12 protein-coding genes and 1 tRNA gene are annotated in these 13,423 nt (G+C 59.2%); 7 read left to right on the top strand and 6 right to left on the bottom strand.

Annotated elements, in window-relative coordinates; all coding sequences use genetic code 11:
• The first annotated feature begins 59 nt into the window (after window positions 1-59).
• Together tgt and SIC18_RS04240 are read left to right on the top strand one after the other, a co-directional pair.
• Window positions 60-1,178, top strand: coding sequence for a tRNA guanosine(34) transglycosylase Tgt (tgt, locus tag SIC18_RS04245; protein WP_413430263.1), 1,119 nt, complete (start codon window positions 60-62; stop codon window positions 1,176-1,178).
• A 30-nt stretch (window positions 1,179-1,208) separates the two neighbouring features.
• Complete coding sequence (locus SIC18_RS04240; RefSeq protein WP_071841249.1) at window positions 1,209-1,352, top strand: photosystem II reaction center protein K; 144 nt, start codon at window positions 1,209-1,211, stop codon at window positions 1,350-1,352.
• On the opposite strand, the gene SIC18_RS04235 is transcribed toward SIC18_RS04240, so the two are convergent.
• On the bottom strand, window positions 1,291-2,076 hold the full coding sequence (locus tag SIC18_RS04235; RefSeq protein ID WP_413430262.1) for a WecB/TagA/CpsF family glycosyltransferase: 786 nt from the start codon (window positions 2,074-2,076) through the stop codon (window positions 1,291-1,293). The two genes, SIC18_RS04240 and SIC18_RS04235, sit on opposite strands and share 62 nt — an antisense overlap.
• Between SIC18_RS04235 and SIC18_RS04230 the strand changes: the two genes are divergently transcribed.
• Window positions 2,069-5,317, top strand: coding sequence for a glycoside hydrolase family 15 protein (locus SIC18_RS04230; protein WP_413430261.1), 3,249 nt, complete (start codon window positions 2,069-2,071; stop codon window positions 5,315-5,317). The genes SIC18_RS04235 and SIC18_RS04230 overlap by 8 nt on opposite strands.
• A 1-nt stretch (window position 5,318) precedes the next feature.
• Here the strand turns inward: SIC18_RS04230 and SIC18_RS04225 are convergent, their stop codons facing one another.
• The 4 genes from SIC18_RS04225 to SIC18_RS04210 all read right to left on the bottom strand — a co-directional run bounded on the left by SIC18_RS04225 (window position 5,319) and on the right by SIC18_RS04210 (window position 8,244).
• Window positions 5,319-6,323, bottom strand: a complete 1,005-nt coding sequence (locus SIC18_RS04225; RefSeq protein WP_048347792.1) for a Gfo/Idh/MocA family protein — start codon at window positions 6,321-6,323, stop codon at window positions 5,319-5,321.
• Window positions 6,324-6,376: 53 nt separating this feature from the next.
• On the bottom strand, window positions 6,377-7,654 hold the full coding sequence (locus SIC18_RS04220) for a hemolysin family protein (protein WP_048347791.1): 1,278 nt from the start codon (window positions 7,652-7,654) through the stop codon (window positions 6,377-6,379).
• Between the two features lie 14 nt (window positions 7,655-7,668).
• Window positions 7,669-7,741, bottom strand: a tRNA-Ile gene (locus SIC18_RS04215).
• Window positions 7,742-7,755: 14 nt separating this feature from the next.
• On the bottom strand, window positions 7,756-8,244 hold the full coding sequence (locus SIC18_RS04210; protein ID WP_250395962.1) for an occludin/ELL family protein: 489 nt from the start codon (window positions 8,242-8,244) through the stop codon (window positions 7,756-7,758).
• 90 nt (window positions 8,245-8,334) lie between these two features.
• Here SIC18_RS04210 and pyrE point away from each other — a divergent pair, with 90 nt between their 5' ends.
• Complete coding sequence (pyrE, locus tag SIC18_RS04205; protein WP_413430260.1) at window positions 8,335-8,904, top strand: orotate phosphoribosyltransferase; 570 nt, start codon at window positions 8,335-8,337, stop codon at window positions 8,902-8,904.
• Window positions 8,901-9,755, top strand: coding sequence for a YgfZ/GcvT domain-containing protein (locus tag SIC18_RS04200; protein WP_413430259.1), 855 nt, complete (start codon window positions 8,901-8,903; stop codon window positions 9,753-9,755). Before pyrE ends, SIC18_RS04200 begins: the two co-directional genes overlap by 4 nt.
• On the opposite strand, the gene SIC18_RS04195 is transcribed toward SIC18_RS04200, so the two are convergent.
• Window positions 9,752-11,239: a TM0106 family RecB-like putative nuclease gene (locus SIC18_RS04195; RefSeq protein ID WP_413430258.1), complete on the bottom strand. Its 1,488-nt coding sequence runs from the start codon at window positions 11,237-11,239 to the stop codon at window positions 9,752-9,754. The genes SIC18_RS04200 and SIC18_RS04195 overlap by 4 nt on opposite strands.
• A gap of 52 nt (window positions 11,240-11,291) precedes the next feature.
• On the opposite strand from SIC18_RS04195, the gene SIC18_RS04190 reads away from it, so the two are divergent.
• Both SIC18_RS04190 and rdgB read left to right on the top strand, forming a co-directional pair.
• Window positions 11,292-12,755: a phosphoglucomutase/phosphomannomutase family protein gene (locus SIC18_RS04190; protein WP_413430510.1), complete on the top strand. Its 1,464-nt coding sequence runs from the start codon at window positions 11,292-11,294 to the stop codon at window positions 12,753-12,755.
• A complete protein-coding gene (gene rdgB / locus SIC18_RS04185) occupies window positions 12,752-13,372 on the top strand; it encodes an RdgB/HAM1 family non-canonical purine NTP pyrophosphatase (protein WP_250394822.1) in 621 nt (206 codons plus the stop codon). The genes SIC18_RS04190 and rdgB overlap by 4 nt, the downstream gene beginning before the upstream one ends.
• Window positions 13,373-13,423 lie beyond the last annotated feature (51 nt).

Genomic DNA, 13,423 nt, shown 5'->3' with positions numbered 1-13,423 from the left:
GACCTCGACCCATGGACCGACATGGCTCACCGTAAATTGATGCGTTGCACAGAGGGCCTGTGTTCCAGTTCGAGATTCAGGCCACTTGCCGCAACACGGGTGCTCGCTGTGGATGCTTCCACACACCTCATGGTCCAGTCACGACACCGCGGTTCATGCCCGTGGGCACCCTGGGCACCGTGAAAGGGGTGACCACCTCCCAGTTGGCGGAGACCGGCGCCCAAATGGTGCTGTCCAACACCTATCACCTGCATCTCCAGCCTGGGGAGGAGATCGTTGCCGCCGCCGGAGGGCTGCATCGGTTCATGGGCTGGGACGGTCCGATGCTCACCGATTCCGGTGGCTTTCAGGTGTTCAGCCTCGGCGACCTCAATCGCATTGACGATGAAGGGGTGGACTTCCGCAACCCTCGAAACGGCAGCCGCATTTTGCTGACCCCCGAGCGGTCGATGCAGATCCAAATGCGCCTTGGTGCAGATGTGGCTATGGCCTTCGATCAATGTCCGCCCTATCCGGCTACCGAGAACGATGTTGCGGAAGCTTGCCGACGCACCCATGCCTGGCTGGGCCGCTGTGCAGACGCCCATCAACGCGACGACCAAGCCCTCTTCGGGATTGTGCAGGGCGGTTGTTTCCCCCACCTCCGTGATCTGAGCGCGCGAGCAGTGGCGGACTTCAACCTGCCGGGCATCGCCATCGGAGGCGTCAGCGTCGGCGAACCGGTGGAGGAGATGCATCAGATCGTGCGCCAGGTCACACCGCTGTTACCCGCTGATCGTCCCCGCTACCTCATGGGCATTGGCACCTTGCGCGAGATGGCAGTTGCCGTGGCCAACGGGATTGACATGTTTGATTGCGTCCTGCCCACCCGTCTTGGCAGGCATGGCACAGCACTGGTTGGAGGCGAACGCTGGAACCTGCGCAACGCTCGTTTCCGGCACGACCACACTCCTTTGGACGCAAGCTGCTCTTGTGTGGCCTGCCGCCATCACACCCGTGCCTACCTGCATCATCTGATCCGTAGTGAGGAACTGCTCGGCCTCACGCTCTTGAGCATCCATAACCTCACGCATTTGATCCGATTCACCACCGCCATGGGGCAAGCCATTCGTGATGGTTGCTTTTCAGAGGATTTCGCTCCGTGGGAGCCGAGCTCAAGAGCCCATCACACGTGGTAGCGTCCGAGCTCCGACCATGAATTCGCCGGGATGGCTGCTTACACCCTCGATTTGCTGGCCCAGCTACCTGAGGCCTATCAAGCCTTCAGTCCGCTGATCGATATCCTGCCGATCATTCCGTTGTTCTTCCTGTTGCTTGCTTTTGTTTGGCAGGCTTCTGTCGGCTTCCGCTGAGCAAAACAGCCCAAACGAACTGCGGTAGCGCGAGATAACGCCTCCAGCGGCTTGGTTCCTGACAAAGCCTGTACAGCCATTCCACCTGGAAACGGCTGGCCCATTTTGGCGCCCGTTCCTTGAGACCAGCCCAGACATCAAAGCTGCCACCCACACCCATCCACACCCCGGTTTGTGAGGCTTTCAAGCTCTGAACCCAGAGTTCTTGTCGGGGAACACCCAGAGCAACAAGGACCAAATCTGGGTTGAGCTCGCACAAGTTGGCTTCAAGATGAGGCCAATCCTCTTCGCTGAGATATCCATGTTGCGCCAGTACCAGACGCAATTCAGGGCGCTCAACCACCAAGCGATCACACAGTCGTTCCATCACCTGCGGTGCAGCCCCAACGAGCGCCACAGACCAACCATGGGCCTCCGCATAACTCAAGAGTTCCCATGCCAACTCAATGCCGGGACTTCGGCGAACGCGCACACCTTGTAAGCGAAGAGCCCAGACAACGCCTGCGCCATCGGGAACCACCAGATCAGCGTCAGCAATCACGGCACCTAAGAGATGGTTGGCTCGTGCTGCCATCGTCATCTCTGCATTCAGGGTCACGATCTGACCTCCCCCATCGGCATGCACACCGATGGCTGCGGCAGTGACATCGCGACAAGCATCCACAGGCACCCCAAGGACTTGGAAGCGACGTTGATCACGCGGACCGGTGCTGGTGATGTCCATCCCTAACTCGACTGCGAGGGAGAATCTAAATCCGGTCGCTTGGAAGGCCACGGTTTTGTCGCATCCGAACCCCAAGGAGCAACACGAGCTACGCCTTGAAAAACTAAAGAGCCTGGATGTGGCCATCGACGCGGTGGTTCTACAACGTCAGCATCCAGTGAGCGGATTGCTTCCAGCCAGCACGGCCAACACCGTGCACGGAAACTACGGAGACGCCTGGGTTCGCGACTGCGTTTACTCGATTCAGTGCGTTTGGGGCCTGGCCATCGCCCATCGTCGCCTTTACAGGGGCACCACCCAACGCAGCTGGGAACTTGAACAAAGGGTTCTGGGACTGATGCGCGGCTTGCTCAACAGCATGATGCGCCAAGCCTCAAAAGTGGAGCGCTTTAAGTACAGCCTCGATCCGCTCGACGCCCTGCATGCCAAATACAACAGCGCCAATGGCGATCAGGTTGTGGCCGATGACGGATGGGGGCATCTGCAGCTCGATGCCACATCACTGTTTCTGTTGCAGCTAGCTCAACTGAGCCGGGGCGGGCTCGCCGTGGTTCGTAACCGCCACGAAGTGGCGTTCATCCAAAACCTGGTGTACTACGTGGCGCGGGCCTACCGCGTGCCCGACTTCGGAATCTGGGAGCGGGGGGACAAGGGGAATCAAGGCCTGCCCGAGCGCAACGCCAGCTCCATTGGCATGGCCAAAGCGGCACTCGAGGCCCTCGATGGCGTCGATCTGTTTAGTTTCCATGGCGATGGATCAGTGCAGGTGCTCGTGCCGCAAGGCGCTGTCGTCCGATTGCGCCGGGCCCTCCAAGGACTTCTGCCACGGGAATCGGCCAGCAAGGAAGTCGACAGCGCTTGTCTCTCCGTGATCGGCTACCCAGCCTGGGCGGTGGAGGAGCGAGACCTGGTGGAACGAACCGTCCAGCGGATCCGACGCGAACTAGGAGGCCCTTACGGATACAAACGCTTCCGCCGGGACGGACATCAAACCGTGGTCGAAGACGTCAGTCGACTGCATTACGAACGGACTGAACTCGTGAACTTCGAAGGAGTGGAATCGGAATGGCCTCTCTTCCTGGCCTATGAGCAGCTAACAGCCTGCTGTGAAGAGCGTTGGACAGACGCGCATTACTGGCAAGAAAGGCTCAGGATCCTGCAGGTCGAACGCCATGGGCAACAGCTCTACCCCGAGCTCTATCTGGTCCCAGACAGTGCGGTGGAACTCGAGCGTCGGGCACCAGGAAGCCAACAACGTTTGGCCAACGACAACGTGCCTCTGCTTTGGACCCAGAGCCTTGCCTGGCTAGGAGACATGCTGATCGAAGGACTAATCGAGCCAGCGGACCTTGACCCCTGCGGTCGCAGGTTCCAAGCCGAGATTGGTTCCGAGCAGGTCCTTGTTGCCCTGGCACCAACCAGCAGCTCACTTGCCGCCGAACTCAAGGCGCGAGGGTTACCGGTCAGCGATCCACAGACCTGCCCAATCCAGGTGGTGCCATCCAGCAACCTCAACGATCGCCTCAGCGCAGTCGGAGGCGATGAAGCGCTCCACTTGAGCGGTCAGCCAATGCTCCGAGCCGACACCTCGGACACAGCACGCCTCTACCAACAGGGCAACGAGCAGCTTGCCGTCTTACCGGCTGTCTTGGAAGAAGACACCTTCTTCGTGAGTCATGACCCACGACAGCTCATGGAAACGGTCATCAACGAACTGCACCTGCTGCAACGGCACTGGCGTGGAGAGGGTTCACCGCTCTTACTGATCCCTGTTGAAGCCACCCTGCTAGAGAACAATCCTGAGCTACTGATCGATCTCACCACACGTCTGAACTCAGGACAGATCGAGGATGTTCCTGTTTGCTTCAGCGATCTTGAAACCCTCGCCGACAGTGCTCAGTGGGTGACCCTTCCAGCCACACCAGCCAAAGGCAACGCCCATCAACGGAGCGATGCAGCCCTCTATTTACAAGACTCCACCGACTTCAGCGACCTCACCGCAGCACAGGAACAAGAGCTCGATGACATCCCACTTGGTGAGCTCCGTGATCGTCTTTGGAGCAGCCATTCGCTCCGAGAACAAGCCGAAGTGCTTGAACTACTGAAGCGCAAACTGGGCCATCGAGCGATTCTCAGCGGCCCGCAAGGCACCCCGATTGAGCTGGTCACCCTGCTGGAGGAGATTTACCACCGCGGGCTCAGCCAGGAGGATTGGAATGTGGCCCGCCGCTGCGCTGGTGCGATGGGACTCGTCCATCCCCAACTCGAGGATGCCGTCATCGACCTGCTCAGCCGCCAAAAGCAGGTCGTCGTGGGAAGGAACTACACCAGCGATTCTCGTCTCAGCGCCCCGGCCTCAAGCCAAGCGATCGCCGCCTTGATTGAAAGCACCTGCGGCAACGACGGCCGAGAACGCATGCTGCAACAGGAATTACTGGTGGCTCTTGATGGCCTTGCCCGTCGTGAACCAGAAAAACTCAAGGGCACGCTCACCCTGCAGCTTGGTCAACTCCTGCTTTTGCTCACCTCAGAGCTTGCAGCGGAAAGACAACTGAGCCAGGACGAAGCCTTTGAAGCCCTTTGCAGCGAAGCTCCCCATGCGATCAGCTTGCGCCTTCAAGCACTGCTTAATGACGTCGACCACGCCCGTGCCGCTCTACAGCGAGGAGAACTGCTTCACCTTCGCGGCCATGTGCAGTGGTCCGTACCTGAGCCCCTTGAAGAACGACCGAGCGGATCCGACTGGCTGCAACACCGCATGCGACTGGGCTCCCTGCAACAAGTCCCGAAGGAGTTCTATGCCGGCATTTGGTCGTTATTGCATCACTGCCGTGGATTGGTGATCGGAGACAAGCTGGAACGACGCAACCGGCTAACCAGCGCTTTGGTGCTGGAAAAAACACCAGGAGAGCGCAACTTCGCCATTCAGGTTGAGCATCTCCTCAGTCGGATTGAAGCCGCTGAATACCGCCAACTCTGCACAGAAAGCCTGCTCTCGCTGATGGCCTTCACGATGACCAACCCAGACATGCGCTTTGAAGACGACATCGCACTCGATGTGGTCATTGGTCATGCCGTCCGGGTGGGCTGGCAAAGCACCTATCCCGAACAAGACACAGGGGAGTACAGCCAGCACAAAGCAGCGGCTTGGAAACAATTTTACCTAGCGTCACCAGCGCAATGCCGCCGGTGGCAAATCAAAGCGCTCAAGGAGCTAGCCGAACAAGAAGGCCTGCTTTAAATCAAATCGGAGCGTCCAAAGCAATCCCAACTCCTGGCCGCTCCACGGCCTGCTCAATCATGTCGGCAAGACGGAGAGCCCGAGACGCCTGCTGGCCATCGACGGCGGGGGTTTCACGACCTCGAACGCATTGCAGGAAGTGCTCCAGCTCGGCGTAAAGGGGCTCGATTGACGTGGTGCTCACCTCTTCGATGAAACCGTCGTTGCGATACAACAGCTCACCGTGGTCAGCGGAATACCACTCATGAGCACGCCTGTGGATGTGCAGGGTGTGATTCAAGAAATCTGTTTCCACCAGGCTCCCTCGGCAGTGAGCACTCAAACTCCTGATCTTGCGATGGCTCATTTTGCTGGCAGTCAGGCTGGCCACCACACCATTGTCGAAGCCCAATGTGGCGTTGACGTAATCGATGGGGCCTGCGGAGCTCCTTCCGCCGGCCGCCGATAAATGCACAACAGACGCTCCTGCAAGCTCTAAGACCAGATCCAAATCGTGGATCATCAAATCAAGAACCACCGAAACATCATTGGCTCGATCGGAATGGGGGCTATGACGTCGAGCTTCCAGCACGACAACTTCCTCATTCGCAACCACCTTGGTCAACTCACGAAACGCGGGATTGAAGCGTTCGATATGTCCCACCTGCAACAGACGATCAACCCGGCTTGCCGACTCGCTGAGCGAAGCAGCTTCCTCCTGACTGGCCGCAATTGGCTTTTCGATCAAAACGTGGAGTCCAGCCTCTAAACAGGCCAAACCAACGGCATGGTGGAGCAGGGTCGGAACAGCAATACAAACCGCTTCGACCTCAGACAGCATCTCGCGGTAATCCGCAAACCAGCGGCAATCAAACTGGTCTTTTGCAAGCGCTCCGCGCTTGGCATCCGGATCGGACACACCAACCAGATCCGCATCCTTCAAAAGACTAAGCACACGGGCGTGATGCCAACCCATGTTGCCGATTCCGATCACTCCGACCTTTACCGGAACCATAGGGTCGGTCATCGGATGGAATGCAGGTCAGAGCTGATTATCGGTGATCAACAGCTAAGACCGCTTCAGCGGCTCGTCACACCAGGGATAACCAGTCTCACCTGCACGATGCGCGGGCCTTTCATCGTGATGATCTCAAACTGAACTCCGTTGTGCCGCAGCGCTTCTCCAGCGGCAGGGATGTGCTGTAACCGTTCCAACAAGAAGCCAGCAAGCGTGTGATGGTCCGAGGCCTCAGGCAGGTCAAGATTCAGTTGACGGTTGAGCTCAAAGATCTCCAAATCACCAGCAACCAGCCAGGCACCCTCCTCCCCATCGATCGCCTGCAGGTCTGGCTCTGCCCTTTCATGTTCTGGCTCATCCCCAACAATTTCACCGGTGAGATCGGCTGCAGTCACCAATCCCTCCGTGCCCCCGTGTTCATCCACCACCAACAGCAAAGGATGTCCAGATCGAATAATCGCCAACAATTCCGCGAGATTGCTGGTCTCCAGCACCCGCTCAGCAGGACTCAAATAAGGCTCTAAAGCGGAATCTTTGTGAAGTTCGCCACGGGCGATGGGCTCAGCCAACCGGCGTAAATCCAGCACACCACGGACATCATCCAGCGACTGCCCGATCACAGGGAACCGTGCATGTCGGGTGCGATGAACGGCCTCCATCAACTCTGCGAAGCGCACCTCCACCGGCAGGGTGACCATCCCAGATCGAGGGACCATCACCTCCCGTACCTGCATGTCCCGTAACGCAAACACCCCTTCGAGAATGTTGCGTTCATCGGGCCGAAGGCCCGTGACTCCTCCACTCTCCACCAGGGTCTCCAACTCACCAGCTGTCAGTGCCGGCACGAGTGCATCCCAGCGAGGCTTTAAGCCCACAAGACGAAGCAGGAGTGAGGCGATGACCTCCAGGACAGACAGCAGGGGACGCAACACCTGCATGGTGGTTTCCAAGACAGGAGATAGTTGCAACACAGCAGGTTCCGGACGGCTGAGCACCAGAGCTCTTGGGAGCAACCCTGATAGCAGCGTGGCCAAGACCACCAACACAAGGAACCAGGCCAGATCCCACCATCGACCAGCTGGTGTTTCCATCGGCCACCAACGCTGACCAAAGCCCCTTGCGATCCAACCGAGTGCCACCAACGACAAGGTGGTGCCGAACTGGGTCATCAGCAGAACTGTTCGCAACCGGCGCTGGAGGCGCTCGACCGCTGGAGCACCCGGCAGGCCCTCCTCACGAAGTTCATGAACTCGACTTGGACGCAGTCGCAGCAATGCCACTTCAGCCGCTGCAAAAAACGCCGGTAAAACCAAAAGCGCGATCAGCAGCAGGTTGCGCATGGGTCAGAAATGGATGGGGGTCCCGAGGATCGAACTCGGCTAAGGCGAATTATGAGTTCGCTGCATTCACCAGATTGCTAGACCCCCGCGTTATCACGGATTTACCACAAGGCACGTATGGGTGCTGAGGGTGGATCATCCCGCTCGATTGGCATTCTGACCAGACCTTCCTCCGCCAAGCTTCTCGTGAATCCGTTGGAAATGTCCACAGTGCGCCACGGGATCGCCGGACTTTGCTCCTCCAGTAACACCTGATAGGTGGATTGCACAGCGGATCCATCCCAAACAATCGTCTGATCAGGGAAGCCAAATCCCATCACCTTGTTGCCCTCAGGTCCCGCAACAGCAATACCAAGAAGGTCGGTGAACTGGTGCATCACATCCACACCGCGAGCAAAGGGTGCCGTCCACGTATAAAACCGCTCAGTGACCAGTGAGTCTGTGGTTTGGACAGGGCCACAACGGCTGACCTCAACGGGAGCAAGGATCTCGCCGCCACTCCTTGAATGCGAAGGAGCTTCAAGGCTCGTGACGCAAACCACAGGATTGGCCTGACCAGGGTCGGCCTGCCACAGAGCGAGTGAACCCATGATCACCAGAACACCAAACGGGAGCCTGCGCACAAAAACCGTCACGACTGCGCGCAAACTAGGCAGAGGATTCGCTGCGCACCAGCCCCGATGTCTCAACGTTTTGAACACGACCCCCTGCTGGAACGCCTAGCGAAAGAGGCTTACCGCCATGGCAACTTCACCCTCGCGTCCGGTCGCTGCAGCGATCACTACGTGAATTGCAAGCCGGTCAGCTTGAGCGGCTCAGGCCTAGCCCTGCTCTGCCCGGCGATGCTCGCTCTGGTCGAAGCCGATGCGGCAGCCGTTGGCGGCCTCACCCTGGGAGCCGATCCACTCGTGAGTGGTGTCGCCCTTGCTGCCGCCCAGGCAGGACGCTCTCTGAATGCTCTGATCGTGCGCAAGCAGGCCAAGGGCCACGGCACAGGAGCCTGGCTGGAGGGTCCCCTTCCTGAGCAGGGCGCGCTCGTCACCGTTCTTGAGGATGTGGTCACCACCGGTGGATCATCCATCAAAGCTGTTGAACAACTCCGAGCCGCTGGCTTCACCGTGAATCGGGTGGTGACGATTGTTGACCGTGAAGAGGGAGGGGCTGCTGCGATGCAAGCCGCTGGCCTCGAGTTACACAGCCTGTATCGCCTGGAAGAGGTGGCCGCCCAGTCACAAGAGTTCAAAGCATGAGCAAGCTCCTTTGGGATCAAAACTTCCCAGTGCTGCGCCTCGAAGGGAGTGGCAGCCGCACGTTCCTTCAAGGTCAGACCAGCGCCGACATCCAGCAGGCTGAAGAGGGCGATCTTCTGCCGGCCTGCTGGCTCGATGCCACCGGACGGGTGCAGGCCCTGCTTGAAATCCGAATGGACGCCACAGGCGCTGATGTGCTCGTTCTGGCTGGAGCGGTGGATGCCGTTCACCAAGGGTTCGATCGGGTGATTTTTCCCGCCGACCGCGTTCGCCTCAAAGGAATCCGACAACAACGACGACAAGAGCTGCTGGTCCAAGCCCAGCCGATGGAGCCAGTCAATGTGTTCTGGACAGAGGATGAGCCCAGCGCAAGCGATCGCTTCCCAGCCAGTGAGGCCGCCAACGCCAACCAACTCGATTGTTGGCGCCTGGCACAGGGGTGGCCTCTCAGTGCTGGTGAATTAGATGGAACCACCAATCCCTTTGAACTGGGCCTGTCTCCCTGGGTGCACCTCAACAAAGGGTGTTATCTGGGGCAGGAAACGGTGGCAAAGCTTGCTTCTAAAGGTGAAGTCAAGCAACAACTGCGGAGTTGGCGGGCCCTCTCCAGTGAGCTTCAAGGGACTGTTCCTCAGCGGGGCACCGTGCTCCGCCGCGAGGGTGAACGGGCTGGTGTGATCACCTCCGCACTCGAGATTCCTTCTGCGGAGGGGGCGTCCCAGGAATGGATTGGCCTCGCCTTGGTGCGCCGACAAGCTTTGGCAGATCCCCAACTCACCCTCGACAACAATCAAGGATCGATTCAGATGTTCAAACCGCAGGCCTTTTCCGAGCCACCTACACGCATTTAGTCCAGGCGTTGATCACCACTCAACAACCATTGGGCAACCGCCCATGTGGCCAATCCATCGTCGCGGTTGTAAGCGAGGATCCAACGCAAGGTATGGCTGGAGCCCCGGGCCAGCACCCCCTCACCTCGCCACTGACGCCACCACAACAGAGCCCTCGCTCCATCGACCCCTGACTGGCCCCACTTAAATCCTCTCCACCCCGCTACGGCCTTCAGGCCATAGCTGCTGAGGGGGAGCTGCCAATGGGCACGCAAGCGGGCATGCACATCAACCAACCGCTCGCGCAGGGCTTGCAGCTCTTGATCTGAAACCCCCTGGCGTTTGGCCATGTTCAAGAGAGCCAGCGATTCGGTTTCGCCGTAGTGAAGGACCGGCCAATCGGGATAGGTGGCAAGAAATCGCTGGATCCTTTGCCAACAACGCTTCTCCCCATGCTCTTGAAGCACCAGCAGCGGGTGATACGTGGCACGGGTGAGATCCCAGCTGTGAACGCCGTCATTGGGCAAGCGCACAAATCCGTGCAAAAAGTCATCGCGGGCATCAGGATCTGATTCGATGTCATAGAGCAACACCCCTGGAGCATTCCGCAATTCAGGTAATGCGGGGAGCGCATCAAGACGTTCAACCACCCCATCTCTTTGGACACGGGCTTGGGCCACCAAAGGGGCCGCCATCGCTGCATGCTGATCGCCGAAGCGCTTGAGCTGCCCGCCAAGTTCCTTGGGGTTTGCTGCAGCTAGGGCCTGGAGGCTATTGATCCCAATGTCTTGAAGCATTTCGCGCCTTTTGGCGCCAATCCCACTCACCTCACTGAGATGCCCTTCTTGAGACGCAACGTCGTTGCAGAGCCCCCGCCAACTACAGAGCGTGCATTTGCGGCGATCTGCCACCAAAGCTGGCGGATCGGGTCTGTTGAGGTCGGCCGACAATCTCAGCAGAGAGTCATCAAGCTGGCGATTCAAGCTGTTGCCAAGAGGAAGACGCTCACGCTCCAAGCGTCGCCCCGAGCCAGCCACCGCAAGGCCATCAGGCACAGGCCCACCCTGGAATTCCACTAACAGGCGTCCAGCCAGGGCGAGCTGCAAACGATGTTCTCTGGTTAAACGGCGACCCTGCCGAGCAATCACGGGCCTATAGGCAAAGTCACCCCAGCGACTCGACCCTTTCACCCTTTCAAGCAGTGGCGGATGGGCCTCTAAAGCCGAACCCTTTAGCGCTGAATCATCCAGCAGGACCCCGCGCAATCTCACCCCCACCACACCGGTATCACCGCGCTCGCAAGCAGCAAGGCCATGCCCTGGCTTCCCCGGCAGCAAGGCCACAAAACTGCGCTGTTGGTCATCGAGCTGCAGGGTGCGATGCGCGGTGTAAAGCCGATCATCTGGATTGGCATGGCGATCGAGCCATGCCCTCCTTCGGCAGCGCACCCAGCTGCGTAGCAACCTGTCCGTGAGTGGCTTGTCAGCAAGAGGGGTGGCACCCATTCACCGACGGTAAGGCGGCCAGCTGCTAGATCCTGTGCAGCGCTTCCGACTCATAGTGTCTTCCCCGCTCCCGCTGGATGCCTCCCCGATCCGTTTTGGTACCGATGGTTGGCGAGGCATTTTGGGGGTGGACATCACCGTGGAGCGATTGCTCCCTGTTGCCGTCGCTGCAGCCCAGGAGCTCCTCCACCAAGCACCAGAAGGTTTAAACAGCCGCACCGTGGTGATCGGCTATGACCGCCGCTTCCTCGCACCTGAGCTCGCCGAAGTGGTGGCGGCAGCCGTCCGCGGCTGCGACCTAGAGCCGCTTCTCACCGAGACAGCCGTTCCCACCCCGGCCTGCAGCTGGGCGGTGGTGGAGCGCCAAGTGCTTGGAGCCCTAGTGATCACCGCCAGCCATAACCCTCCGGAATGGCTTGGCCTCAAAATCAAAGGTCCCTTTGGTGGATCAGTCGAGGGCACCTTCACTGCAGCGGTGGAGCGACGTCTGGCCGCTGGAGGCATCACGGTGCCGGTAGCTGGCAGTTTCGAGCGCTTTGATGGTCGCGAAGAGCATCTCGCAGGATTGCGAACCAAATTCGACCTCCAGGCTCTGACCATTGGACTGCAGGCCATGGGCCTCCACGTGTTCGTCGATCCCATGCATGGGTCTGCAGCCGGTTGCGTCGCAGACCTCTTGGGAGAGGATGCCAAGGACCTCATTACCGAGATCCGCACCAATCGAGATCCGCTCTTTGGTGGATGCGCGCCGGAACCCCTGGCCCCTCACCTAGGGGAACTAATAGCGGCGGTGAAAGCCTCCAAAGCAGCGGGCCGTAATGCCGTTGGACTGGTCTTTGATGGCGATGGCGACCGCATTGCCGCCGTGGATGAAAACGGCCGGTTCTGCAGCACCCAGCAGTTGATGCCACTTCTGATCGATCACTTGGCTCGCGCCAAATCTCTTCCTGGATTAGTGGTGAAAACGGTGAGCGGCTCCGACCTCATGCGTCTTGTTGCGGAAGATCTGGGACGGGAAGTCCTTGAACTGCCTGTGGGCTTCAAGTACATCGCCGCTGAAATGTTGGCCGGAGAGGTGCTGATCGGCGGAGAGGAGTCCGGCGGCGTGGGATTTGGCATGCACCTACCAGAACGCGACGCCCTGTTTGCCGCCATGCTCGTGCTCGAAGCGTTGGTGGAAGGGAAGCAACCCCTTGGCGAGCGCATGACAGCCATCCAAGAGCGCTGTGGTGGCGAGGCCCATTACGACCGCCTTGATCTCCGCCTCGCTGACATGGATTCGCGCCGCCGGCTGGAAGCCCTGCTGGCTGACACTCCTCCCCAGGAGGTCGCTGGATGTCCTGTGGTCGAGGTGGTCACCACAGACGGCGTCAAACTCAGGCTCGGCCCAAGCCATTGGCTGATGCTGCGCTTCTCTGGGACAGAACCCTTGCTTCGCCTCTATTGCGAAGCCCCCAGCCCGTCGCGGGTCGAGGAGGTTCTGAACTGGGCCCGCACCTTTGCAGACGCTATATGAGCAATCGCGTCCTGGTCATTGCCAGCGGCAACGCAGGCAAAATCAGAGAGTTTTCGAACCTGCTTCAACAATTTCCTCTGCAAGTGGATCCTCAACCCGATGGAATCCAGGTGGAAGAAACCGGAATCACCTTCCGCGACAATGCACTCCTCAAGGCTAGGGCCGTGGCGGAAGCCACGGGCCATTGGGCGCTCGCCGATGATTCCGGCCTAAGCGTGGATGCGCTGGGTGGTGCTCCAGGGGTCTACTCCGCGCGCTACGCAAACTCAGACCCCGAACGCATCGAGCGTCTCCTCAGAGAGCTGGGAGACCGCACCGACCGCCAGGCGCGCTTTAGTGCGGCGCTTTGCATCGCGGCTCCTGACGGCAGCATGCTTGCAGCAGTGGAAGGTCACTGCGAAGGATCGATCACCTTCAGCGCCCGGGGGACTCAAGGGTTCGGGTACGACCCCGTGTTTGAGGTCAAAAACAGTGGGCTTACCTTTGCTGAAATGACTCTGGATCACAAAAAACAACACGGGCATCGAGGTCGCGCCTTTGCACTGCTAAAGCCAGAGCTGGAGAAGCTTCTCGCGAACAACCCAAGCCAAGACCCGGGCACGACGCCAATTCCTTAACAGAACAACCCCTAAACAGAACAACCCTGTACGGTGCCCCTTGCTACTGAC

The sequence above is a fragment of the Synechococcus sp. Cu2B8-bc1011 genome (assembly GCF_047302735.1).
Taxonomy (GTDB): domain Bacteria; phylum Cyanobacteriota; class Cyanobacteriia; order PCC-6307; family Cyanobiaceae; genus Synechococcus_C.
This window is presented reverse-complemented; position numbering and strand designations above follow the sequence as displayed.

Bases quoted from the DNA above. Each gene is read 5' to 3' on its own strand.
- rdgB (WP_250394822.1), top strand. From the start codon at position 12,752: ATGAGCAATCGCGTCCTGGTCATTGCCAGCGGCAACGCAGGCAAAATC.
- pyrE (WP_413430260.1), top strand. From the start codon at position 8,335: ATGTCTCAACGTTTTGAACACGACCCCCTGCTGGAACGCCTAGCGAAA.
- SIC18_RS04210 (WP_250395962.1), bottom strand. From the start codon at position 8,244: ATGGGTTCACTCGCTCTGTGGCAGGCCGACCCTGGTCAGGCCAATCCT.
- SIC18_RS04235 (WP_413430262.1), bottom strand. From the start codon at position 2,076: ATGGACATCACCAGCACCGGTCCGCGTGATCAACGTCGCTTCCAAGTC.
- SIC18_RS04225 (WP_048347792.1), bottom strand. From the start codon at position 6,323: ATGACCGACCCTATGGTTCCGGTAAAGGTCGGAGTGATCGGAATCGGC.
- SIC18_RS04220 (WP_048347791.1), bottom strand. From the start codon at position 7,654: ATGCGCAACCTGCTGCTGATCGCGCTTTTGGTTTTACCGGCGTTTTTT.
- SIC18_RS04230 (WP_413430261.1), top strand. From the start codon at position 2,069: ATGTCCATCCCTAACTCGACTGCGAGGGAGAATCTAAATCCGGTCGCT.
- SIC18_RS04200 (WP_413430259.1), top strand. From the start codon at position 8,901: ATGAGCAAGCTCCTTTGGGATCAAAACTTCCCAGTGCTGCGCCTCGAA.
- SIC18_RS04195 (WP_413430258.1), bottom strand. From the start codon at position 11,239: ATGGGTGCCACCCCTCTTGCTGACAAGCCACTCACGGACAGGTTGCTA.
- SIC18_RS04240 (WP_071841249.1), top strand. From the start codon at position 1,209: ATGGCTGCTTACACCCTCGATTTGCTGGCCCAGCTACCTGAGGCCTAT.